Below are 21,040 nucleotides of genomic sequence, written 5' to 3'. Positions count from 1 at the left end.
GCCCGACGCTAACCAGCCACGTCCGACGACGGCACCGCACCCTCCCGCGTGTCGTCGACCAGCGTCGTCTTGCGCCACCCGCGACCGTGTCGCTCGGCCATCCCGACGAGCTCGAGCTCGCCGAGCGCGGCAAGCACCTCGGCGGGCGTGAGCCGGGCCAGGACGCCGGCCTGCTCTGCCGGCATGCCTCCGTGACGAGGCAGCGCCTCCCAGACCTGCCGAGGCTGCTCCCGCAGGGCGTCCTCGGGGCGTGCGTCCCCGCGCCGCACGGGCGCGAGGTCCACGCCGATGTCCCCGACCAGCTCGGCGACCTCCGCGGTGTCGCTCACCAGCTCGGCTTGGTGCTCCCGGATGAGCTGGTTCGTGCCGGCGCTGGTCACCGACGTCACCGGGCCGGGCACCGCACCGACCGGGCGGCCGCAGTCGATGGCGCGTCGAGCCGTGCTGAGCGAGCCGGATCGCAGCCCGGCCTCGACGACGACGGTGCCGCGGGTCATCGCCGCGATCAGGCGGTTGCGGGCCAGGAACCGCGGCCGGATCGGCGCCGAGCCCGGTGGGACCTCACTGACGACGACCCCGCCCTCCCGGATCTCCGCCAGCAGGTCGGCGTGCGCCGACGGGTACGCGCGGTCGACCCCGCACGCCAGAGCGGCGACCGTCCTGCCGTCCACGGCCAGCGCGCCTCGATGAGCCGCCGCGTCGATGCCGAAGGCGGCACCGGAGACGATGGTGAATCCCCGCTCCGCGAGGCCGGCACCGAGCTCGGCCGCCACCCGCTCGCCGTACGCCGTCGCGCTTCGTGCTCCCACGACGGCGACGCTGCGGAGGGTGAGCGCGGCGAGGTCACCTGTCCCTCGCACCCACAGGCAGTGCGGCGGGATCGCGAGGTCGTCGAGACCGGTCGGCCACTCGGCGTCACCGGGCACGACGACCCGTGCACCCGAGCGGGCGGTGGCTCGCCACTCCCGCTCGAGGTCGAGACCGTGCAGGCGCTCGGTAGCGGCCCGACCGAGCGTCGCGGCCCCGCGGCGGAGCATGGCCAGTGCCTCGACGTGCCCGTGCTCGGCCACGAGAGCCGCGGCCGTGGCGTCCCTGGGCTCGACCAGGCGGGCCCAGCTCACGCGAGCCCGCCGCTCAGCAGCGAGCGGGTCGACGACTGGCGCGTCGGCGCTCATGCCGCCTCCGCCGTCTGCGAGCGCAGGCACAGGGCCTGCATCAGCTGTGCCGAGCCGGGTCGGTCCAGGTCCGCCAGGTCGGCCAGGCTCCACGCGATGCGCAGCACACGGTCGTACCCGCGCAGCGTGAGTCCTCCGCGCTCCAGCGCACGGTCGAGCTGGTCGGTGGTGCGCCGGTCCAGCCGCCAGGCACCCGACCGCAGGACCGGTCCGGGCACGTGGCTGTTGAGCCGCCACGGGTGGCCCGCCCACCGCTGCTCCTGCCGCGCCCGTGCGAGCGCGACCCGCTCGGCGACAGCGGCCGAAGACTCCCCCGGCCCGGCGCGCAGCGCCGCCTTCGTGACCGGGTGCACCGTCAGCTGGAGGTCCACCCGGTCCAGCAGAGGTCCGGACAGCCGCGCGAGGTAGGCCCGTCGCATCCTTGGCGAGCACACGCACCCGGTGCCCTTGCCGTACGCACGGCCGCACGGGCAGGGATTGGCCGCTAGGACGAGCTGGAACCGCGCGGGATAGCTCACGTTGCGGTCGGCCCGAGCGATGCTCACCCGGCCCGACTCCAACGGCTGACGCAGCGCATCCAGGACGTCCCGCCGGAACTCCGGCGCCTCGTCGAGGAACAGGACTCCGCAGCAGGCTCGTGACACCGCCCCGGGACGGACCCGCCCGGAGCCGCCGCCGATGATCGCCGCCATGGACGCACCGTGGTGCGGAGAGACGAACGGCGGCCGGTCCACCAGCACCGCGTCGGGCAACGCCCCGAGCACCGAGTGGATGGCCGTCACCTGCAACGCCTCCGCCCTGGACAGCGCCGGAAGCAGGCCGGGCAACCGTTCGGCGATCATCGTCTTCCCGGCGCCCGGTGGCCCGGTCATGGCGATGTGGTGTCCGCCGGCCGCGGCGACCTCCAGGGCGAACCGCGCCTCGGGCTGACCCGCGACGTCGGCCAGGTCCGGTGCGGCGCCGGACGGCCCGGACGTCGAGACGGGCGGCTCGGGGTCGCTCACCGCCGCGCCACGAGCAATGGCGACGTACCGGGCGACGAGCTCGTCCAGCCGACGGACCGGCACCACGTCGACCTCCTCGACCAGCGCGGCCTCGGCGGCGTTCTCCAGCGGCACGACCACGGTCCGTGCACCGGCGTCGACGGCGGCGAGCACCGCGGGCAGGACGCCGTGCACCGGCCGCACCGTCCCGTCCAGACCCAGCTCACCCAGGTGCACCACGTCCGCGACGACGTCCGTCGGCACCGTGCCGCCGGCAGCGAGGACCGCGACGGCGATCGCGAGGTCGAAGCCGGCCCCTTGCTTCGGCAGCGAGGCCGGCGAGAGGTTGACCGTGATCCGTTGTCGCGGCAGCGCCAGGCCGCAGTTGCTCGCGGCGGCCCGGACCCGGTCCGGGGACTGCGCGCACGCGGTGTCCGGAAGGCCACTGACCGTGAACGCCGGCAGCCCGCTCGCGACGTCGGCCTCCACCGCGACGAGCGTCCCGTCGATGCCGGTCACCGCGACCGACCTGGTCCGTCCGAGGGTCATGGCGCGACGTCCTGCAGGTGGGTGATCTGCGCGGCGCCCCGTGGTGGCCGGACCACTCCGATGACGTCGATCCGGACGGCATCGGGATGAGCGTCGTTGGCGTGCAGCCACGCCGCCGCCAGCCGCCGCAGGCGCGTGGCCTTCGACCAGGTGACCGCCTCCACAGGCGAGCCGTAGGTGCTCGACCGCCGGGTCTTCACCTCCACGATCACCACGCATCGGGACGCCTCGTCGTAGGCGACGATGTCGATCTCCCCCGCAGCGCACCGCCAGTTGCGGTCGAGCACCTGCAGGCCCTTGTCCTGCAGGAACCTCGCTGCCACGGCCTCGCCGTACCGACCGACCGCCTGTCGCGGCGCGCCGGACCCCGTCTGGGTCGCCATCGGACCACCTCCTGCTCAGGAGGATGGCCGGGCGCTGCCCGCCCGACCACGGCGAACCGTGGCGCTGTGGACGGCGCCCACCCCGGGTCCGGGGATGTGGATCCGCTCAGCGCGGGAAGCTCTCGCCCTTGGGGAACTCGATGTCCGCCTTGGCGATCTCCTCGACGTTGACGTCCTTGAAGGTGATCACCCGGACGTTCTTCACGAACCGAGCGGGCCGGTAGACGTCCCACACCCAGGCGTCGTTGAGCCGGACGTCGAAGTAGACGTCGCCACCCTCGCCGCGTACCTGCACGTCGACGTCGTTGCACAGGTAGAACCGGCGCTCGGTCTCCACCACGTGCGTGAACAGCCCGACGACATCGCGGTACTCGCGGTAGAGCTGCAGCTCCTGCTCGGTCTCGTACTTCTCCAGGTCCTCAGCGCTCATGCGAGCTCCTCCACCACCTCGACCAGCACCGTCTCCCCCTCGACCTCCTCGATCGCGGCCACCGCGCCGACCTCGGCGGCCAGACCCTCTGCCTGCTGGGCGGTGATCCCTTCCTGGGCGAACCGGCGCCAGGAACGGCGGTGCAGCTCGCACGACCCGTGCTCGTCCAGGGCCGCCAGGTGATCGGGCGCGGAATACCCCTTGTTCCCCGCCCAGCCGTAGACGGGGTACTGCTCGCCGTACCCGGTGATGATCCCGTCCCGCTCGACCTTGGCCAGGACGCTGGCCGCCGCGACCGAGGAGCAGCGCAGGTCGGCCTTGATCATCGTCGTGACCGGGGGGGTCGCCGGACCGTCGCCGACGAGTCCGAGCAGGCCCGCTCGCGAGGGGTCGGTCAGCCAGTCGTGGTTGCCGTCGAGGATGACGAGGTCGGGTACGACGCTCAGCCCGGCCAGCGCACGCGTACCGGCGAGCCGGAGGCAGGCCATGATCCCGAGCTCGTCGATCTCCGCCGCCGAGGCGTGACCGACGGCGTGGTCGACCGCCCAGCGACGCACCTTCGGCACCATCCGCTCGCGAGCCTGCTGGCTGAGCAGCTTGGAGTCCTTCACTCCCTGCGGCACCGTCCGGGTCGACTCGTCGATCACGACGACCCCGACCGACACCGGCCCGGCGAGCGCGCCACGCCCGACCTCGTCCATCCCGGCCAGCAGGCGGTGACCCTCCCGCAGGAGAGCACGCTCCACGCGCAGGCTCGGGCGGCGGCTGGTCACGGCGCGGGAACCTTCGCGAACACGTCGTGGTGGGAGGTCACCCCGCCGAGACGGCCGAGCGGCCACACGACCGCCACCGCCTTGCCGGTCACCGCGGACTCCGGCACCGAGCCCAGCCGGCCGCCGCTGCCCTGGTCGTGGCCGCGGGAGTCGAAGGAGAACGCCCGGTTGTCACCCATCAGCCACAGCCTGCCAGGCGGGACGGTGATCTCGAAGCGTTCGTTGCTCGGCTTCTGGCCGGCGCGGACGTAGGGCTCGGTGATCGAGGCGCCGTTGACGGTCAGGCGTCCCTGCTGGTCGCAGCAGACGATCCGGTCCCCGGGCAGGCCGATGATGCGCTTCACCAGGTGCTGGTCGCCCGCGGGGTAGAGGCCGACGAACTGCAGACCCTTCTTGACGGTGCCGCCCACGCCGCCCTGCTCCGGCGTCTCGCCCAGCCAGTGGTCGGGGTCCTCGAACACCACGACGTCCCCGCGCTGCAGGCCGTCCGAGCTGCCGGGCAGCTTGTTGACGACGATGCGGTCGCCGGTGATGAGGGTGTCCTCCATCGACTCCGAGGGGATCCAGAACGGCTGCACCAGGAAGGTCTTGACCAGGAAGGCGAGCACGATCGCGATCACGGCGACCACGGCGTACTCGCTGAGCCGGTGCAGCAGGGTCGGCGGCCGGCGCCGGGCCGCCCGCGCGCCGCCCTCGTCCGGGTCGTCGGCTGCCGAGGGCTCGGCGGCGCGCGACGGCTCGGCGCCGCGTGCCGGATCGGCCACCGGGTCGGTCCGGGAGCGGGAGTCCTCGCGCGCGTGGTCGCCCGGGTCCTGGGTCGGCTCGGCGGGGCGGCCGGTGGGTTCGTCAGTCACGAAGTGGGCACCTTGTCGAATGTGTCGGGATAGTCGCTGAGCCATTCCATCCTGCCAACCGGCCAGACGACCGCAACGGCGCGCCCGGTGATGTCCTTCACCGGGACGGATCCCGTCTCGCCCTTGCCGTCGTCGTGGAACCGGGAGTCGGAGGAGTCCGAGCGGTGGTCGCCCATCACCCACACCTTCCCGTCGGGCACCCGGATGTCGAACCTCGCCTCGCTCGGCGCGTCGCCGTCGAAGACGTACGGCTCGTCGATGGCGACGCCGTTGACGGTGAGGCGGCCCTGCCGGTCGCAGCACACCACGTGGTCGCCCGGTAGCCCGATGACCCGCTTGATCAGGTGGTTGTCCCCCGCCGGGTAGAGCCCGACGAACTCCAGGGCGCGTACCACCGGCCCGGGCCGTGACGGCGTCTCCTCCAGCCAGTTGTCGGGGTCCTTGAAGACCACGACGTCGCCGCGCTTGAGGTCGAACGGGCCGGGAGTGAGCTTGCTGACCACGACGCGGTCGCCGCGGATGAGCGTGTTGTTCATCGAGCCGGACGGGATCCAGAACGGCTGCATCAGGAAGGTCTTGACGACCAGCGACAGGGTGAGTGCGATGACCGCGACGATCAGCAGCTCGCGGACGGAGGAGTAGAGCTTGCCATGCTTCGGCTGCTCCTCGTCCTCCTTCTCGTCCTCCTCGTCGGGCTCAGCGGCCGCCTCCTCACGCGTCGCGCCGGTCGTCGGGGCCGTCGGGGTGCGGCGCACGACGGGCGCGCCGTTCCGCTCGTACGCGGCCGGCCGGCCCGTGGCGTACTCCGCCGTCTCGTCGGGGTCGGCGGCCGGTCCGCGGGGAGGCGCTGCCACGCCCGCTCGGCCGGGCGCACCCGGCCGGACCAGCGACGGGTCCAGGGCCGCGCGAGAGCGCGGCATCGGGAGAGGGTGCGCGGTGTCCGTGGCGCGCAGGCCGCCGAGCGCCTCGATGGCCTCGCGCGAGACCGGGACGGTGGCGGTGTCGCGAGCGGGGTCCCACCGCGGGATCGCTCTGGTGACGTCGTCCCGCACCGGGTCGTGGTCGCGACGGTCCATCGGGTCGGCGGCGGGCCGTGGAGCAGGCGCGCGCGACGAGGCGCTCTGCGTCGGTCCACGCCTGCGGCGCGGCAGAGCGTGTGCTCCAGGAGGCGCACTCCGGACCCCGTCCCGGTCCGGGTCAGGAGCGCTGCGACCGGCTCCGGGTGGGGGCAGTCGACGCAGCCGGCCGCCGCCGGCCTCGGACTCCTCGCCCTCCGTCATCGATCGGCCCCCGGGTCCTCGCGCGGTGCTGCGGAGGACACGCCTCCGAGCTCGTTCAGCGGCCAGTATCGCCCGACGACCGTGCCCACGACGTCATCGACCCGAACGGTGCCGCCGCCGGGGTCACCGAGGTGTCCGCGGGAGTCGTCGGAGTCGCCCCGGTGGTCGCCCATCACCCACAGCCGACCGGGCGGGACCTGGATGTCGAACGCGGGCCCCGCTGCGCGGGTGTCGGCGTACGGCTCGCTGAGCGCGAGGCCGTTGACGAACACCCGGCCCCGCTCGTCCATCCGGACGCGGTCGCCGCCGACGCCGATCACGCGCTTGACGTAGTCGGACTGGCCGCTGCGGAATCCGAACGCGTCCCCGACCGACCGGACCACCGCGGCGAGACCGCCCGGCTCCGACGCGCCCCGACGCGGGCCGAAGGTGCCCGTGCCGTCGAAGACGATCACGTCGCCGCGGCGGACCTCGTCGGCCGCAGGCTTCCAGACCACGATGCGATCGCCCGCGGACAGCGTGGGCTGCATCGACCCCGAGGGGACCGAGAACGTCTCGACGAGCAGACCGCGCGTGAGCGTCACCAGAGCCAGGAACGCCAGCACCCACAGGGGCCAACGACGCCGGACACGCGACGATGGCGTGGGCTCCGGGGAGTCCACGCCATCGTCGGATGCGCGCTGTGGCGCCGCGTGCTCGGTCATCGTGCGGCGAGACTAGCCGCCGATGCTGTGAGCTGTCGGGAGGCTCAGGCCTTGGCGGCCGGGGTCTCACGCTTCTCCTTGATCTTGGCGGCCTTACCGCGCAGCTCGCGCAGGTAGTACAGCTTGGCGCGGCGGACGTCACCACGGGTGACGACCTCGATCTTGTCGATCACCGGGGTGTGCACCGGGAAGGTGCGCTCCACGCCGACACCGAAGGAGACCTTGCGGACCGTGAAGGTCTCGCCGATGCCGGCGCCGTGCCGGCGGATGACGACGCCCTTGAAGACCTGGACACGCGAGCGGGTGCCCTCGATGACCTTCACGTGGACGTTCAGGGTGTCGCCGGCACGGAACGCCGGGACGTCGTCGCGCAGGCTGGCAGCGTCGATCGCGTCGAACTTCTGCATCTGGTGCTTCTTCCTTGGGGCGCCACAGGCCGCCACCGTCTCGTCGTGAGGTGGTGCGTCCTCGCCCTTGTGAGTCGGCCGCATGACGGGCGTCGGGAGCCCACCTCACGCGGAGGCGGTCACCCCGACAGGTCACTCCCCCTGCGGCGGGGGCCGAACCGGTACGGGACGCGAGCGTCAAGTCTGCCAGAAGCCCGCGGCGTACCGGAAATCCTGACGATCATTCCCCATCACGTGCACGACTGCACGTGATGTCAGGTCGATCGTCCGGGGCGGCGCTTGGTGAGCAGGACGGTCCCCTCGATCGGGCTCGGTCCGGCGCGGTAGCCGGCCTTCTTGTACATCCGCTGGTTGTCGGCCGACGCCGCACCGGTGATCAGGCTGTACGACCGCGCCGCCTGCGGGGCCACCGCCTCGATGCGGCTCAGCAGCGCACGCCCGAGCCCGCGCCCCCGCAGATCCGGCGCCACCATCAGGCGGCCGATCTCCCATACGTCGCCGTCCAGCCGACCGCGCACCGAACCGACGAGGCGACCCTGCGCGCGCAGCACGTACGTCTGCCACTCCGCCAGCGACGCGCTGAGGGTCTCGACCGTCTCGTGGACCGCCGGGATGTCGAAGGTGCGGTTGGCCAGGGTCTCCTTGAGCCAGCACGCGTGGGTCATCGTGAGCAGCTCGCCGACGTCGCCCGGTGTGGCCGGGACGAGCTCGCCAGGCAGGTCGTCACCGCGCAGGGTGGCGCTGGCGTGCAGCAGGTCGGGACGACGCGCGGCCGTCCGCGTCAGCCGCTGCTCGTGCCGCCACCGCGCGATCCGCCCGTGGTCCCCGGACAGCAGGACGTCCGGGACGGCGCGTCCGTCCCACTGCGCGGGCTTGGTGTAGACCGGGTACTCCAGCAGGCCGTCCTCGTGCGACTCCTCCACCAGCGACGCGGCGTTGCCGATCACGCCGGGCAGCAGCCGCGCCACCGCCTCGACGATCGCCAGCACCGCGACCTCGCCGCCGTTGAGCACGTAGTCGCCGAGAGACACGACCCGCACGTCGTACGCCGACCGCGCGTGTTCGTACACGCGCTCGTCGATGCCCTCGTAGCGTCCGCACGCGAAGACCAGCCAGTCCTGCTGCGCCAGCTCCCGGGCCATGGCCTGGGTGAACGGCGTCCCTCCCGGACCGGGCACGATCAGCGTGGGCCGCGAATCACCCTGTCCCGCAATGTGATCCAGCGCCTCGCCCCACGGCTCCGGCTTCATCACCATCCCGGCGCCACCGCCGTACGGCGTGTCGTCGACGGTGCGGTGGCGGTCGTGGGTGAAGTCGCGCAGGTCGTGCACGTGCAGGCCCAGCAGGCCGTCCCGCCGCGCCTTGCCGATCAGCGACAGGTCCAGCGGTGCGAGGTACTCGGGGAAGATCGAGACGACGTCCAGGCGCATCGGCTCAGCCGTCCAGGTCCAGCAGACCGGGCGGAGCGTCGACGACGACACGGCCGGCGTCCACGTCGACCTCGGGCACGATCTCCTCGACGAACGGCACGTACGCCGTGCCGCCGCCGGTCTTCTCGATCTCCAGGAGGTCCTGCACGGGTCGGGGGTGCAGCGCGACGACCGAGCCCAGGGCCGTCCCGTCCGGCGCGACGACCGCCAGGCCGACCAGGTCGTCCTCGTACCAGGCGTCGTCCTCCGTCTCGGCGTCGGCCGAGGAGAGCAGGCGAGTGCCACGCAGGGCCTCGGCCGCCGTCCGGTCCAGGGCCTGCTCGAACGCGAGCAGCTGGATCCCGTTGTGCCACCGGGCGCTTCGCAGGGTGAGCGGACCGGCAGCGGCCGGCTCGGTCGCGAAGACGGCGCCCGTCACGAAACGCTCACCCGGCGAGTCGGTGTGCACCTGCACGGTGACCTCGCCCTTGAGTCCGTGCGGCTTACCGATCCGCGCCACCACGACGTCATCCATGGCCGGCATCCTCTCAGGTGTGGGTGTGGGGCATCAGGCACACGACAGCGGCACCCCGGGGTCCCGAGGTGCCGCTGTCGATGCGGTGTCGTGACGGCTCAGCGCACGCGGTCGGTGTCGACGATGTCGACCCGGACGTTCTTGCCGCCCGCGAGGGCCGACACGACGGTGCGCAGGGCCGACGCCGTGCGGCCGGAACGGCCGATCACGCGACCGAGGTCGTCGGGGTGGACCCGGACCTCGAGCAGCTCACCGCGGCGGTTGTCCTTGCGACGCACCTGCACGTCGCCGTCGTGGTCGACGATGCCCTTGACCAGATGCTCCAGGGCCTCCTCGAGCACGGATCAGGCCTCGACCTTCTGAGCGTCCGCGCCACCGGCGGGCTCGAAACCGGCCGCGGCCGCGGCCTCGGCGGTCTTGAACCAGACCTCGGCCACCGTGGCGTCGTACCACTGCGAACCCGCGACGTGGTACTTCATCGAGTCCTTGTTGCCCTTGACGGTGAAGCCCTCGGGCGCCGAGCCGTCCTCGAGCGGAGCGGCGGAGTCGGCACCGAAGCCACCGTCGGTCGCGGCCGCAGCGGCCGGCTTCTCGGCCGGGGCCTCGGTCTTCTTCTCGGCCGCCGGAGCCTCGGTCTTCTTCTCGGCCTTCTTGCGGGCGGTGGTCGCGCCACCCTTGCTCTCGCCGTCGCCGGCGTTCTGCGACGCGGCCAGCGCGGCCTCGTACAGAGCCTTCTTGTCCGGCTTCGGGGCGGCGGTCTTCAGGGTGCCCTCGGCGCCCGGCTCGCCCTTGAACTTCTGCCAGTCACCGGTGACCTTCAGCAGCGCGGCGACCTGCTCGGTCGGCTGCGCGCCGACACCCAGCCAGTACTGCGCACGCTCGGAGTCGATCTCGATGAGGCTCGGCTCCTCCTTGGGGTGGTACTTGCCGATCTCCTCGATCGCGCGACCGTCGCGCTTGGTACGCGCGTCCATGACGACGACGCGGTACTGCGGGGTGCGGATCTTGCCGAGACGCTTCAGACGAATCTTGACGGACACGTGGTCTGTCTCCTGTTTCTGTGTCAGGTGAGCACGGCGAGACCGGGTGGGGAACACGCGGGGAGCCGTGGCTCGGGGGGTAGACGTGCCGCAGGGAGGTAGAGGGCTCCAGGCGTACGGGTACGCCGTCCAGTGTGCCAGACCTCACCCGCTCGCTCCGAATCGAGCGCTTCCAGCCCGACGCGGGTCACGACGCCGCGCCTCGACCGGCCGAGTGCGCGTGTCCTGCGGATATGCATCGTTGCACCGCGCAGGACACGCGCAGTCGGCAGGCATCTGCATCGTGGATGGTGATGGGTTGCATCACGTGGGGTTATCTATGCTCGTCCGCATGACACTGCTGAGCTTCCCCGACCCCGTCAACGAGAAGGCCGCGCGGACGGTGGCCGCCGGCGTCGCACTCACCGGGGCCCTGATCCTGGCCACGGGGTGGTTCTGGCTGCTCGTCCCGCTCGCGTACGGCTTCGTCGCCCGCGTCCTCACGGGTCCACGCCTGAGTCCGCTCGGCGCGCTCGCGATGCGGGTGATCGCTCCCCGCCTCGGGACGCCGCGCCCTACGCCCGGCCCACCCAAGCGGTTCGCCCAGGGCATCGGCGCCGCCCTCACGACCGTCGCCGCGGTCGGCGGACTGGCGTTCGGCTGGACCACCCTCGCGCTCGCGCTGACCGCGGTGCTGGTGGTCTTCGCCACCCTGGAGTCGGTCCTGGGGTTCTGCGCCGGCTGCTTCGCCTTCGGTCAGCTGATGCGACTGGGCGTCATCCCGCAGGAGACCTGCGCGGCCTGCAACGACATCCGGCTGCGCCAGCCCGCCTGAGCGGCGAGCCGCCGCAGCTCCGGGCCGCCGGCCCTCAGCCGGTCGGGGCGTGCCGCTCCAGGAAGGTGTAGACCTCCGTGTCGTCGACGCCGGGGAAGACCCCGGGCGGCATCGCGGCCAGCAGGTGGGAGTGCGCCCGGGCGCTGGGCCAGGCGTGGCCCGTCCAGCGCTCGGCGAGCTCCGCCGGCGGCTGGTGGCAGCAGCTCGGGTCGGGGCAGCGCGACTGGGAGCGGTGCGTGGTCTCGCGTCCGCGCATCCACTTCACCGACTGGTACGGCACGCCGACGTTGACCGAGAAGAGCCCGTCGGACGTCCGGTCCACCACGGCGGTGCACCAGTACGTCCCCGAACGCGTGTCCGTGTACGCCTGGAACGCCTGGCTCAGGTCGGGCTGCTCGAACACCCGGCGCGCGGTCCACTGCCGGCACACCCGCTGGCCCTCGATCGCACCGGTCGCGTCCCGGGGGAAGCTCACGCCGTCGTTCTCGTACGCCTTGTAGATGACGCCCTCGCGGGAGATGCGCATGAAGTGGACCGGGATGTCCAGGTGCCGCGTGGCGAGGTTGGTGAAGCGGTGTGCAGCCGTCTCGTACGACACCGCGAACGCGTCGCGCAGGTCCTCGATGGCGATGTCCTTGGCCTGCTTGGCGTCCTGCAGGCGCGGCACGACGTCCTGCTCGGGCATCAGCAGGGCGGCGGCGAAGTAGTTGATCTCCACGCGCTGGGACAGGAACTCGGCGTAGTCGGCCGGCACCTGGTGGCCCAGGACGAGGTGGCCGATCGCCTGCAGGGCCAGGGACCGTGAGTCGTGCTGGCCCGCCTCCGGCTGCGGGAGGTAGACGCGCTTGTGGGTCATGTCGGTGACCGTGCGCGTCGAGCCGGGCATGTCGGAGGTGTGGACCAGGCTGTACCCCAGGTGGCCGGCCAGCCGGTCGACGGCCGCGCGGCTGATGGGGCCGCCGGGGTGCTTGATCGCGGTGAGCAGCTCGGCCGCCATCCCCTCGATCTCGCCGAAGTAGTTGTCCGCCGCGCGCATCCTCATCCGCAGCTCGGCGTTGGCCATCCGCGCGTGCTCCGGGGTGGCCGCGCGCTCGGCCTGGACCGAGGCCATCGCCTCGTGCATCCCGACCAGCGCCTCGAGGGCCTCCATCGGCAGCCGCGGCCCGATCTTGACGGCCGGCAGCCCGAGCTGATGGTAGGAGTCGGCGCGCTGGGCCCGCTCGAGGCGGATCTCCAGGGCCGCTCGACGCGTCGGCGGCGCGGTGGCGAGCAGCTCGGCCAGCGGCGTGCCCAGCGCCTCGGCGAGCGCGGTCAGGACGGAGAGCCGCGGCTCGCGCTTGCCGTTCTCGATCAGCGACAGGGCCGAGGCCGACATGCCCACCGTCTGCGCGACGTCGCCGAGTGTCTGACCGGACTCCTGCCGCACGTGCCGCAACCGCCGCCCGATGGTCAGCGCGTCGGGCGCGGGCTTGCGGCTCTCCTCGACCGGGACGGCCGCGCGAGGAGTGGTCAGACGACCGACCGGTGCGGACGCCGTGGGAGAAGAAGCGCGGTTCATGACACGAGAGTCTGCCCGGTCGCGGAGTGAAAGGCAGGCCATTTCGGCACATGAGAAGAAAAAGCGTCGATCTTTACGGTGCAGGTGTACCTACTTCCGCGTAAACGTCGGTCAGAGTGGTGCCCACGCCGAACCGGTGACGGTCCGGCGGACGAGACATCGAATGGCAGACCCGGCGATCTCGCCGGGCTCGAAAGGACTGACGCGGAGCCATGACCTCCACCGTGAACGAGACCGAGCTGAACGAGCAGGGCCTGGACCCGCGCTCCACCGCGGCGGCCGAGATCCAGAAGGACTGGGACACCAACGAGCGCTGGAAGGGCATCGAGCGCACCTACTCCGCGGCCGACGTCGTCAAGCTGCGCGGCAGCGTCCAGGAGGAGTTCACCCTCGCCCGTCGTGGCGCCGAGCAGCTGTGGACCAAGCTGCACACCGAGGACTACGTCAACGCGCTCGGCGCGCTGACCGGCAACCAGGCCGTCCAGCAGGTCAAGGCCGGCCTCAAGGCCATCTACCTCTCCGGCTGGCAGGTCGCCGGTGACGCCAACCTCTCTGGCCAGACCTACCCCGACCAGTCGATCTACCCGGCCAACTCCGTGCCGGCCGTGGTGCGCCGCATCAACAACGCGCTCCTGCGCGCCGACCAGATCGAGTACTCCGAGGGCAAGAAGTCCGTCGACGAGTGGGTCGTGCCGATCGTCGCCGACGCCGAGGCCGGTTTCGGTGGCGTCCTGAACGCCTACGAGCTGATGAAGTCGATGATCGCCTCCGGTGCCTCGGGCGTGCACTGGGAGGACCAGCTCGCGTCCGAGAAGAAGTGCGGCCACCTCGGTGGCAAGGTGCTCATCCCGACGCAGCAGCACGTGCGCACCCTGAACGCCGCGCGCCTGGCCGCCGACGTCTCGGACGTGCCGTCGCTGATCATCGCCCGCACCGACGCCGAGGCCGCGACGCTGATCACGACCGACGTGGACGACCGCGACAAGCCGTTCATCACCGGTGAGCGCACCGCCGAGGGCTTCTACAAGGTGAAGAACGGCATCGAGCCGTGCATCGCCCGGGCCAAGGCGTACGCGCCGTACGCCGACCTCATCTGGATGGAGACCGGCACCCCCGACCTCGAGCTGGCCCGCCAGTTCGCCGAGGCGGTCAAGGCCGAGTTCCCCGACCAGATGCTGGCGTACAACTGCTCGCCGTCGTTCAACTGGAAGAAGCACCTGGACGACGCGACGATCGCGAAGTTCCAGAACGAGCTCGGCGCGATGGGCTTCAAGTTCCAGTTCATCACCCTGGCCGGCTTCCACGCCCTCAACTACTCGATGTTCGACCTGGCCCACGGGTACGCCCGCGAGCAGATGGCCGCCTACGTCGAGCTGCAGGAGCGCGAGTTCGCCAGCGAGGACCGCGGCTACACCGCGACCAAGCACCAGCGCGAGGTCGGCGCCGGCTACTTCGACGCCGTCGCCACCGCGATCGACCCGAACAGCTCCACCACGGCGCTGAAGGGCTCGACGGAGTCGGCTCAGTTCTAGTCGGACCCGGCTCCTGAGGGAGCCTCCGACGCAGTACCACCTGGGTCCCCGCGGTCACCTGGCTCCGGCCGCGGGGGCCCAGGTTCTTTCCATCACCCAGCACGCATCACCGACACCGCACCGACGAACGCAACCGAAGGAGGACGATCATGACCACGACCATCCGCGGCACCCTGCACCCGCGTTTCGAGACGATCCTGACCCCCGAGGCGGTGGCGTTCGTCGCCGCACTCGACGGTGCGTTCGCCGGACGACGGGCCGAGCTGCTCCAGGACCGGCGCGACCGCGCCCGGCGGATCAGCGCCGGCGAGAAGCTGGACTTCCTGCCCGAGACCTCGCGCATCCGCAACGACCCCAGCTGGACGGTGGCCGCTCCCGGCCCGGGTCTGACCGACCGCCGCTGCGAGCTGGTCTCGCCGGCCACCCGCAAGATGGGCGTGCACGCGCTGCGCTCCGGCGCCCAGGTCTGGCTCGCCGACCTGGAGGACGCCACCGCCCCCGCGTGGGAGAACGTCATCACCGGCCAGGTGAACCTCTACGACGCCGCGCGCGACCAGCTGGAGTACACCGACGAGGACGGTGAGACCGAGCACGGCCGGCTCAACCCTCCGACGATCATCATGCGGCCCCGCGGCTGGCACCTGTGCGAGAAGCACATCGCCATCGACGGGCGTCCGATCTCGGCCAGCCTGGTCGACTTCGGCCTCTACTTCTTCCACAACGCCCGGACGCTCATCGACAGCGGCGCCGGCCCGTACTTCTACTTGCCGAAGATCGAGTCGCACGCCGAGGCCCGCCTGTGGAACGACGTGTTCGTCATGGCCCAGGACCTGCTCGGCATCCCCCAGGGCACGATCCGCGCGACGGTGCTGATCGAGACGCTGACCGCGGCGTTCGAGATGGACGAGATCCTGTACGAGCTGCGGGACCACTGCTCCGGGCTGAACGCCGGCCGGTGGGACTACATCTTCAGCTACATCCGCACCTTCGCCCAGCGCGGCGACGAGTTCGTGCTCCCCGACCGCGACCGGGTCACGATGACCACGCCGTTCATGCGTGCGTACACCCGGCTGCTGGTGGCGACCTGCCACAAGCGCGGCGCGCACGCGATCGGCGGCCCGGCGGCGGTCAACCCGACCCGCCAGGACGAGGAGAGCCGGCACCGCGCCATGTCGCAGGTGCGCGCGGAGAAGGAGCGCGAGGCCGCCGAGGGCTTCGACGGCTCGTGGGTCGCGCACCCGGCGGTGGTCGACACCTGCCTGAAGGCGTACGCGACCGTGCTCGGCGAGCGGACCTGCCAGCGTGACGTGAACCGGGTCTCCGACATCACCGCCCGGGACCTGCTCTCCCTCGATGGCATCCAGCAGACCATCAGCCTCCAGGGCGTCCGGACCAACGTGACCGTGGCCCTGCGCTACCTGGCCGCCTGGGTCGGCGGGACGGGAGCGGTCGCCATCGAGCACCTGATGGAGGACGCCGCGACCGTGGAGATCTCCCGCGCGCAGCTGTGGCAGTGGGTGCACCACCGCTCGCAGCTGGCCGAGGGGCCGCAGGTGACGCGCGAGCTGGTCGAGCGGGTGATCGAGGAGGAGATGACCCGCCTCACCCAGGGCCAGGACGACGTGCAGGTGGCGCGCTACGAGGCAGCGCGCGACATCCTCACCCAGGTCGCGCTGGAGGAGTACCTGCCCGGGTTCTTCACCAACTACGGGTACGTCCGCTACCTCACCGACCGACCGCTGCGGATGAAGGGCCCGCTGAACCCGCAGGACCTGCGCCAGTCCGAGCGGGTTCCGGCGACCGCCGCTGCCGGGCAGGGCGCCGCCTGACCCGAGCACCCGTCGCACCTGGCGAACCCCGTCTGTCCGGCCCTCCATGGAGTGCCGGACAGACGGGGTTCGCTGTGCGTGCGGGCGGCCTGGATCCTCGGCGGCCGGTCAGTCCGCGGTGACCTCCTCGGGCTCGCCGGCGTGCGCGTGGCGAGCCACCAGCTGCAGGGTCCGGCTCGGTGCCTCCCATAGGTTGCTGTGCCCGCGCCCGGGGACCACGACGCGCTGGACCTGGGTCAGCCGGCTGGCCAGCTGCAGGCTCATGCGCGGTGGTACGAGCACGTCGGCGGAACCATGGATCAGCAGGGTCGGGAGGGTCACTGCCTCGATCTTGGCCAGCGTGTCGAACCGGTCGCGCAGCAGCAGCTTCGGGTACCCGGGCGCCCGGCGGCGGAACATCGCGAGCATCGAGGTGAAGGCCGAGATGAGGACGAGCCGCTCGCCGTGTCCGCGGACGGCCATCTCCGTCGCCACCGCCGAGCCGAGCGACTCTCCCACCAGCACCGGCCGGCAGATGTCGTGGGCGGCGGACAGGTGGTGCAGCATCGCGTCCACGGTGTCGTAGATGCCGGTCTCGGTCGCCGGCCGGTCGGCCATCCGGCCGTACCCGGGGTACTCCACCGCCACGAACGTCACGCCCTGGCCTCGCAGCAGATCCGCGAGTGGATGCACCGTGGTCAGGTCCGACCCGTTCCCGTGCAGGTACACGACGGTCGGGGCCGCGGGATCGGCGGTCCGGGCGATCGATGCGACGCCGCCGGCGTGCTCGACCATCTCGACTCCCGCAGGCATGGGCGTCGGACGAGGGGCAGGGAAGATGAGCCTTCTCACAGGCGCCGATACTCCCATCCGCTCCTGACAGCACCATGGAGACCCACGTGCTGCGGGCCACTCTTCTCCACGGCGGCCCGGTGGCGCCGTGGCGCCCATGGCAGTCTGTCTGCCTGACCGCTCCCCCACCGTCTCACCGAGGTTGTTCCATGCGCAGTGCCCGTACGTCCGTGCTCGCCGTCGTGGTGGCCGTCCTGCTCGGCCTCACGGCCTGCTCCGGCGACGACTCCGGTGGCGGTGGCGCTGCGGCCGGGAGCACCGCACCGGGCACCCTGGCGCCGGCGACGGAGACGGCGAGCCCGTCGTCCGCGACGCCCACCGTGACGACCCCGGCCGCTGCGACGAGCCCGGCGAGCCGGCAGGCACCCGGGAAGCCGAGCTCGATCGTGCGCGTCTGCGGCACCCAGGAGGCCGACACCAAGGCTCGTGAGTGCGACCAGATGCAGCGCACCTTCTCCTCCAGCACCGTCTACTGCTCCGCCGACCTGCCCTCGTCGGTCGACGGCGAGGTCGCGGTCTCGCTGCTGCGCAACGGTGCTCCCGTCTACAGCGCGCAGGCGTCCCGGGTGGACAGCTCCCAGACGCTCTTCCTCAGCTTCTCCGTCGGCCGGCTGCAGCTGCCCGGCGGCACGTACGCGTGCGAGTTCAAGAAGGGCGCGGACACCTGGACCGGGTCTGCGCAGGTCACCGGCCCCACCGGTCTGGCCAACCAGACGATGGCGTGCGACGGGTCGACCATGGTCCGGACCGGGGGCATCGCGCACTGCCCCAAGGCGGTGACGACGCTGGCCGCTCCCCGCAGCATCGGCTGCAGCTCGGTCATCACCGACGTCCAGGGCAAGCAGGTCGACGTCCTGGTGAGCACACCGGCCGGCGAGCGACGAGCCAGCGCCGGCAAGCAGGCCAACGGGATCGCGGTCCTCCAGCTGGCCGCCGACGCCCAGCAGCTCGGCGGCCGCATCACCCCCGGTCGGTACGGCTGCACCTTCCTCGTCGACGGCAAGCGCGTCAGCGAGACCGCCGTCACCGTGACCGCCTGACCCCGGTCGGGGCGTTCCTCCCGCCGCGGGAGCGCCGGCCGCCCGTCGGCGCCGGCTACGCGAGGAGCAGACCGCTGAGCGTCGCGTACCACCACTCCTCGACCTCGTCCGCGCTCCAGCCGTAGTCCCGGGTCGCCGACCCGAAGCTGTCGAGGGACACCACGAGGGCGAAGATCGCGACCGCCCGCTCGACATCGATGCCGGCGCGCCGCACCTGCGTCGGCCAGGACGAGAAGACCGTGCGGCGCTGGCCGTCGCCGCGCGACCGGCCCTCGTCGTACGCCGCGCCCAGCTCGGGATGCTGGCGCCGACCCTCGGCCAGGGTGCGCAGCACGTCACCGCCGCTCTCGTAGAGCCGGCGGTCGAAGCCGACGAAGGCGCGTAGCTGACCGTCCGGGTCGCCGCTGCGCTCCTTCAGCTCCGCGATCGTCTGCTGGACGTCGGCGCCCTGCTCCGCCGCGTCGATGAGCGAGCTCGCCAGACCCGCCTTGTTGCCGTAGATGCTGTAGACGGTGGCCTCCGAGACGCCGGGAGCCCGTCGATCGTGTCCGGCCACAACACCCTCGTGACGGCCTGAGGCGTCGGAGCCCGGCTCCGCACGTCGGGGCGCGCAGCGCGACAGCGCGGCGGGTCAGCGCGCGAGCCGAGTCTCAGCGGGCGTGGGCGCGGACCGCGAGAGCCACCCGCGCGACGTCGCGCGGGTGCACCGACGCGCTGGTGTCGACCCGGATGACCGGGCCGAGGTCGTACGGACGTGCGGCGGTCGCCAGCTCCTCCCACCGGACGTCCTCGGCGGTCCCGTGCACCCGGTGGCGACGCCCGTCGGTGACCCGTCGTTCGTACCGCGCGCGGGCCACCTCGACCGGGACGTCGCACCAGACCTGCGGGACCTGGTCGGGACGCAGGCCCGCGTGCGCCAGTCCGTCCTGGACGAAGCCCACCGCATCCGGCGGGAACCACGACTCGACGACCCCGCCGACCGGGCTCGCCTCCAGGAGCGCCCAGAGGGCCTCGTGGCAGCCGGCGCCGAGCCGGGAGCCGGGTCCGCCGAGCCGGGAGACGTCGGCGTCGTCGAGCTGCGCGGCGACGGCCTCCTTCACCAGGTCCTTGGACAGCAGCGGCACCGACATCTCCTGGCTGAGCGCACGCGCCAGGGTGGACTTGCCCGCACCGGGCAGGCCGTTGACGACGACCACCGGGCGGGCGGGCCGGTGCGGCTGGTACGGCGGGGCGGGCCACTCGTCGGCGGTCAACGCGTGGGCCTCGTGGTCGCGCCAGGCGGCGTGACCGCTGTGGTCCGCGAGCCACAGCATGTGGCTCACACGGCCCTCGCGCCGGAAGCCCATCGACCGCAGTGCGCCCGCCGACTGGGTGTTGCCCGGCTGGACGTTCGCCTCCAGCCGGTGCAGCCCGAGACCGCGCGGCTCGGGCGCGAAGGCCAGGTCGACCACCAGCCGCAGCCCCTCACCGAAGAGGCCGCGACCGGCGTACGGGTCGTACGCGTCGTAGCCGATGGTGCCGTTCTGGAAGCGGCCGCGGACGATGTTGGTGACGTTGACCTTGCCGACGATGCCGTGCGCGCCGCCCGGCTCCAGGGCGTGGATGACGAAGGTCCGGTGCGAGGCCGACTGGGCACTCAGGTGCCGGACGAGGTCGTGCGGGTCCACGGGGTTCCACCGCGACAGCCGCCCACGCGACGCCTCGACCGCGCGCCGGTACGGCTCCAGGTCGGTCTCCACGACGGTGCTCACCCGGACGCGACGTCCGACGGCCTCCAGGCGCCGGGGCTCAGCGGACAACGCGACCCCGAAGGACGATGTGGGAGGGCTGGGTCAGGACGCCGAGCTGCTGGCGTGGATCCTCCTGGTAGACGACAAGATCCGCACTCTCCCCCTCGTCCAGACCCGGCCGGCCCAGCCACTCGCGGGCGCCCCAGGTCGCCGCGGAGATCGCCTCCACCGGGCTCAGACCCGCCTTCGCCAGCTCCTGGACCTCCTCGGCCACCAGGCCGTGCGGCAGCTGGCCGCCGGCGTCCGTCCCGCAGAAGACCCGCACCCCGGCCTCGTGCGCGGCGCTCACCACGTCGTAGCGGGACTCGTGCAGCCGGCGCATGTGACCGGCGTACTCGGGGAACTTCGACTCCCCCGCCTCGGCGAACCTGGGGAAGTTGGCGATGTTGACCAGCGTCGGCACGATGGCGATGCCCCGCTCGGCGAACATCTCGACCGACTCGGTCTGCAGGCCGGTCGCGTGCTCGATGCAGTCGATGCCCGCCTCGGCGAGGTCGTACAGCGACTGCTCGCCGAAGCAGTGTGCCGTGACGCGCGCGCCCTCGGCGTGCGCCGCCTCGATCGCGGGCTTGAGCGCCTCCGTCGGCCAGCACGGGGACAGGTCGCCGGTGTCCCGGTCGATCCAGTCGCCGACCAGCTTGACCCAGCCGTCGCCGCGGCGCGCCTCACGCCGGACGTACGCGACGAGGTCCTCGGGCTCGATCTCGTGCGCGAAGTTGCGGATGTAGCGCTTGGTCCGGGCGATGTGCCGGCCGGCCCGGATCAGCCGGGGCAGGTCCTCGCGGTCGTCGATCCAGCGCGTGTCGACCGGGCTGCCGGCGTCGCGCAGCAGGAGGGCTCCGGCGTCGCGGTCGGCGACGGCGTGCTCCTCGGCGCGCTCCGGGGGTACGCCGCCGGTCGCCTCGAGTCCGACGTGGCAGTGGGCGTCCACCAGACCGGGGAGGACCCAGCCGGACACGCTCTGCACGTCCGCGCCGGCGGGCGGCCCGTCGTACGACACCCGCCCGTCCACGACCCACAGCTCGTCCCGGACGTCCTCCGGGCCGACGAGCACCCCTCCGGTGACGTGCAGCACCTCAGCCATGCCCCCGACCCTAGGCGGTGGCGTCGCCGCCGCCCCGCCG

General features: G+C 72.3%; 21 protein-coding genes and 2 pseudogenes. 4 read left to right on the top strand and 19 right to left on the bottom strand.

The features are described from left to right. Nucleotides 1-8 precede the first annotated feature (8 nt). The 14 genes and pseudogenes from dprA to rpsP all read right to left on the bottom strand — a co-directional run. Nucleotides 9-1,175 carry a DNA-processing protein DprA gene (gene dprA, locus P4R38_RS06165; RefSeq protein WP_277191464.1) on the bottom strand — a complete coding sequence of 389 codons (1,167 nt, stop codon included), beginning with the start codon at nucleotides 1,173-1,175 and terminating at the stop codon, nucleotides 9-11. Continuing rightward, nucleotides 1,172-2,707, bottom strand: a complete 1,536-nt coding sequence (locus tag P4R38_RS06160; RefSeq protein ID WP_277191463.1) for a YifB family Mg chelatase-like AAA ATPase — start codon at nucleotides 2,705-2,707, stop codon at nucleotides 1,172-1,174. Before P4R38_RS06160 ends, dprA begins: the two co-directional genes overlap by 4 nt. Further along, on the bottom strand, nucleotides 2,704-3,090 hold the full coding sequence (locus P4R38_RS06155) for a YraN family protein (RefSeq protein ID WP_277191462.1): 387 nt from the start codon (nucleotides 3,088-3,090) through the stop codon (nucleotides 2,704-2,706). Before P4R38_RS06155 ends, P4R38_RS06160 begins: the two co-directional genes overlap by 4 nt. 106 nt (nucleotides 3,091-3,196) lie before the next feature. Beyond that, a complete protein-coding gene (locus P4R38_RS06150; RefSeq protein WP_275240811.1) occupies nucleotides 3,197-3,520 on the bottom strand; it encodes a DUF2469 domain-containing protein in 324 nt (107 codons plus the stop codon). Continuing rightward, the gene (locus P4R38_RS06145) at nucleotides 3,517-4,293 is read right to left on the bottom strand and encodes a ribonuclease HII (RefSeq protein WP_277191461.1); all 777 of its coding nucleotides are present in this window, start codon (nucleotides 4,291-4,293) and stop codon (nucleotides 3,517-3,519) included. Before P4R38_RS06145 ends, P4R38_RS06150 begins: the two co-directional genes overlap by 4 nt. Next, nucleotides 4,290-5,147, bottom strand: coding sequence for a signal peptidase I (gene lepB, locus P4R38_RS06140; RefSeq protein ID WP_277191460.1), 858 nt, complete (start codon nucleotides 5,145-5,147; stop codon nucleotides 4,290-4,292). The genes P4R38_RS06145 and lepB (P4R38_RS06140) overlap by 4 nt, the downstream gene beginning before the upstream one ends. Next, the gene (lepB, locus tag P4R38_RS06135) at nucleotides 5,144-6,223 is read right to left on the bottom strand and encodes a signal peptidase I (protein ID WP_346770744.1); all 1,080 of its coding nucleotides are present in this window, start codon (nucleotides 6,221-6,223) and stop codon (nucleotides 5,144-5,146) included. The genes lepB (P4R38_RS06140) and lepB (P4R38_RS06135) overlap by 4 nt, the downstream gene beginning before the upstream one ends. Nucleotides 6,224-6,423: 200 nt before the next feature. Then, nucleotides 6,424-7,131, bottom strand: coding sequence for a signal peptidase I (lepB, locus tag P4R38_RS06130; RefSeq protein WP_409201238.1), 708 nt, complete (start codon nucleotides 7,129-7,131; stop codon nucleotides 6,424-6,426). 44 nt (nucleotides 7,132-7,175) lie between these two features. Then, nucleotides 7,176-7,538: a 50S ribosomal protein L19 gene (gene rplS / locus P4R38_RS06125; protein WP_275240808.1), complete on the bottom strand. Its 363-nt coding sequence runs from the start codon at nucleotides 7,536-7,538 to the stop codon at nucleotides 7,176-7,178. Nucleotides 7,539-7,792: 254 nt separating this feature from the next. Then, nucleotides 7,793-8,968 (bottom strand): tRNA (guanosine(37)-N1)-methyltransferase TrmD, encoded by a 1,176-nt coding sequence (gene trmD / locus P4R38_RS06120; protein WP_277191459.1) that lies wholly within the window; start codon nucleotides 8,966-8,968, stop codon nucleotides 7,793-7,795. Between the two features lie 4 nt (nucleotides 8,969-8,972). Continuing rightward, a complete protein-coding gene (gene rimM, locus P4R38_RS06115) occupies nucleotides 8,973-9,482 on the bottom strand; it encodes a ribosome maturation factor RimM (protein WP_277191458.1) in 510 nt (169 codons plus the stop codon). 98 nt (nucleotides 9,483-9,580) lie between these two features. Next, the gene (locus tag P4R38_RS06110; RefSeq protein WP_275240801.1) at nucleotides 9,581-9,823 is read right to left on the bottom strand and encodes an RNA-binding protein; all 243 of its coding nucleotides are present in this window, start codon (nucleotides 9,821-9,823) and stop codon (nucleotides 9,581-9,583) included. A gap of 3 nt (nucleotides 9,824-9,826) precedes the next feature. Continuing rightward, a pseudogene (locus P4R38_RS20145) lies at nucleotides 9,827-9,970 on the bottom strand (sunset domain-containing protein); the annotation flags it as partial. A gap of 111 nt (nucleotides 9,971-10,081) precedes the next feature. Then, nucleotides 10,082-10,522 (bottom strand): annotated as a pseudogene (gene rpsP, locus P4R38_RS06105) (30S ribosomal protein S16); the annotation flags it as partial. Between the two features lie 331 nt (nucleotides 10,523-10,853). On the opposite strand from rpsP, the gene P4R38_RS06100 reads away from it, so the two are divergent. Continuing rightward, nucleotides 10,854-11,336 carry a DUF4395 domain-containing protein gene (locus tag P4R38_RS06100; protein ID WP_277191456.1) on the top strand — a complete coding sequence of 161 codons (483 nt, stop codon included), beginning with the start codon at nucleotides 10,854-10,856 and terminating at the stop codon, nucleotides 11,334-11,336. A gap of 34 nt (nucleotides 11,337-11,370) precedes the next feature. Here the strand turns inward: P4R38_RS06100 and P4R38_RS06095 are convergent, their stop codons facing one another. Beyond that, entirely contained in the window at nucleotides 11,371-12,894 is a 1,524-nt protein-coding gene (locus tag P4R38_RS06095; RefSeq protein WP_277191455.1) for a helix-turn-helix domain-containing protein, read from the bottom strand. A 212-nt stretch (nucleotides 12,895-13,106) separates the two neighbouring features. Between P4R38_RS06095 and aceA the strand changes: the two genes are divergently transcribed. After that, nucleotides 13,107-14,426: an isocitrate lyase gene (gene aceA / locus P4R38_RS06090; RefSeq protein WP_277191454.1), complete on the top strand. Its 1,320-nt coding sequence runs from the start codon at nucleotides 13,107-13,109 to the stop codon at nucleotides 14,424-14,426. Between the two features lie 149 nt (nucleotides 14,427-14,575). Then, complete coding sequence (gene aceB, locus P4R38_RS06085; RefSeq protein WP_277191453.1) at nucleotides 14,576-16,255, top strand: malate synthase A; 1,680 nt, start codon at nucleotides 14,576-14,578, stop codon at nucleotides 16,253-16,255. A 108-nt stretch (nucleotides 16,256-16,363) separates the two neighbouring features. On the opposite strand, the gene P4R38_RS06080 is transcribed toward aceB, so the two are convergent. Next, complete coding sequence (locus P4R38_RS06080; RefSeq protein WP_277191452.1) at nucleotides 16,364-17,029, bottom strand: alpha/beta fold hydrolase; 666 nt, start codon at nucleotides 17,027-17,029, stop codon at nucleotides 16,364-16,366. 206 nt (nucleotides 17,030-17,235) lie between these two features. Between P4R38_RS06080 and P4R38_RS06075 the strand changes: the two genes are divergently transcribed. Beyond that, a complete protein-coding gene (locus P4R38_RS06075) occupies nucleotides 17,236-18,126 on the top strand; it encodes a hypothetical protein (protein ID WP_277191451.1) in 891 nt (296 codons plus the stop codon). 55 nt (nucleotides 18,127-18,181) lie between these two features. On the opposite strand, the gene P4R38_RS06070 is transcribed toward P4R38_RS06075, so the two are convergent. The 3 genes from P4R38_RS06070 to P4R38_RS06060 all read right to left on the bottom strand — a co-directional run bounded on the left by P4R38_RS06070 (nucleotide 18,182) and on the right by P4R38_RS06060 (nucleotide 21,000). After that, nucleotides 18,182-18,682: a TetR/AcrR family transcriptional regulator gene (locus P4R38_RS06070; RefSeq protein ID WP_277191450.1), complete on the bottom strand. Its 501-nt coding sequence runs from the start codon at nucleotides 18,680-18,682 to the stop codon at nucleotides 18,182-18,184. 94 nt (nucleotides 18,683-18,776) lie between these two features. Further along, a complete protein-coding gene (locus P4R38_RS06065) occupies nucleotides 18,777-19,877 on the bottom strand; it encodes a GNAT family N-acetyltransferase (RefSeq protein WP_277191449.1) in 1,101 nt (366 codons plus the stop codon). Nucleotides 19,878-19,914: 37 nt separating this feature from the next. Then, complete coding sequence (locus tag P4R38_RS06060) at nucleotides 19,915-21,000, bottom strand: amidohydrolase family protein (RefSeq protein ID WP_275240791.1); 1,086 nt, start codon at nucleotides 20,998-21,000, stop codon at nucleotides 19,915-19,917. Nucleotides 21,001-21,040: the final 40 nt, after the last annotated feature.

Source organism: Luteipulveratus flavus (assembly GCF_029439465.1).
GTDB lineage: Bacteria > Actinomycetota > Actinomycetes > Actinomycetales > Dermatophilaceae > Luteipulveratus > Luteipulveratus flavus.
This window is presented reverse-complemented; position numbering and strand designations above follow the sequence as displayed.

Coding starts and splice junctions, on each gene's coding strand:
- dprA (WP_277191464.1), bottom strand. CDS start 1,175: ATGAGCGCCGACGCGCCAGTCGTCGACCCGCTCGCTGCTGAGCGGCGG.
- P4R38_RS06160 (WP_277191463.1), bottom strand. CDS start 2,707: ATGACCCTCGGACGGACCAGGTCGGTCGCGGTGACCGGCATCGACGGG.
- P4R38_RS06155 (WP_277191462.1), bottom strand. CDS start 3,090: ATGGCGACCCAGACGGGGTCCGGCGCGCCGCGACAGGCGGTCGGTCGG.
- P4R38_RS06150 (WP_275240811.1), bottom strand. CDS start 3,520: ATGAGCGCTGAGGACCTGGAGAAGTACGAGACCGAGCAGGAGCTGCAG.
- lepB (WP_346770744.1), bottom strand. CDS start 6,223: ATGGACCGTCGCGACCACGACCCGGTGCGGGACGACGTCACCAGAGCG.
- lepB (WP_409201238.1), bottom strand. CDS start 7,131: ATGACCGAGCACGCGGCGCCACAGCGCGCATCCGACGATGGCGTGGAC.
- rplS (WP_275240808.1), bottom strand. CDS start 7,538: ATGCAGAAGTTCGACGCGATCGACGCTGCCAGCCTGCGCGACGACGTC.
- trmD (WP_277191459.1), bottom strand. CDS start 8,968: ATGCGCCTGGACGTCGTCTCGATCTTCCCCGAGTACCTCGCACCGCTG.
- rimM (WP_277191458.1), bottom strand. CDS start 9,482: ATGGATGACGTCGTGGTGGCGCGGATCGGTAAGCCGCACGGACTCAAG.
- P4R38_RS06100 (WP_277191456.1), top strand. CDS start 10,854: ATGACACTGCTGAGCTTCCCCGACCCCGTCAACGAGAAGGCCGCGCGG.
- P4R38_RS06095 (WP_277191455.1), bottom strand. CDS start 12,894: ATGAACCGCGCTTCTTCTCCCACGGCGTCCGCACCGGTCGGTCGTCTG.
- aceA (WP_277191454.1), top strand. CDS start 13,107: ATGACCTCCACCGTGAACGAGACCGAGCTGAACGAGCAGGGCCTGGAC.
- aceB (WP_277191453.1), top strand. CDS start 14,576: ATGACCACGACCATCCGCGGCACCCTGCACCCGCGTTTCGAGACGATC.
- P4R38_RS06080 (WP_277191452.1), bottom strand. CDS start 17,029: ATGGTCGAGCACGCCGGCGGCGTCGCATCGATCGCCCGGACCGCCGAT.
- P4R38_RS06075 (WP_277191451.1), top strand. CDS start 17,236: ATGCGCAGTGCCCGTACGTCCGTGCTCGCCGTCGTGGTGGCCGTCCTG.
- P4R38_RS06060 (WP_275240791.1), bottom strand. CDS start 21,000: ATGGCTGAGGTGCTGCACGTCACCGGAGGGGTGCTCGTCGGCCCGGAG.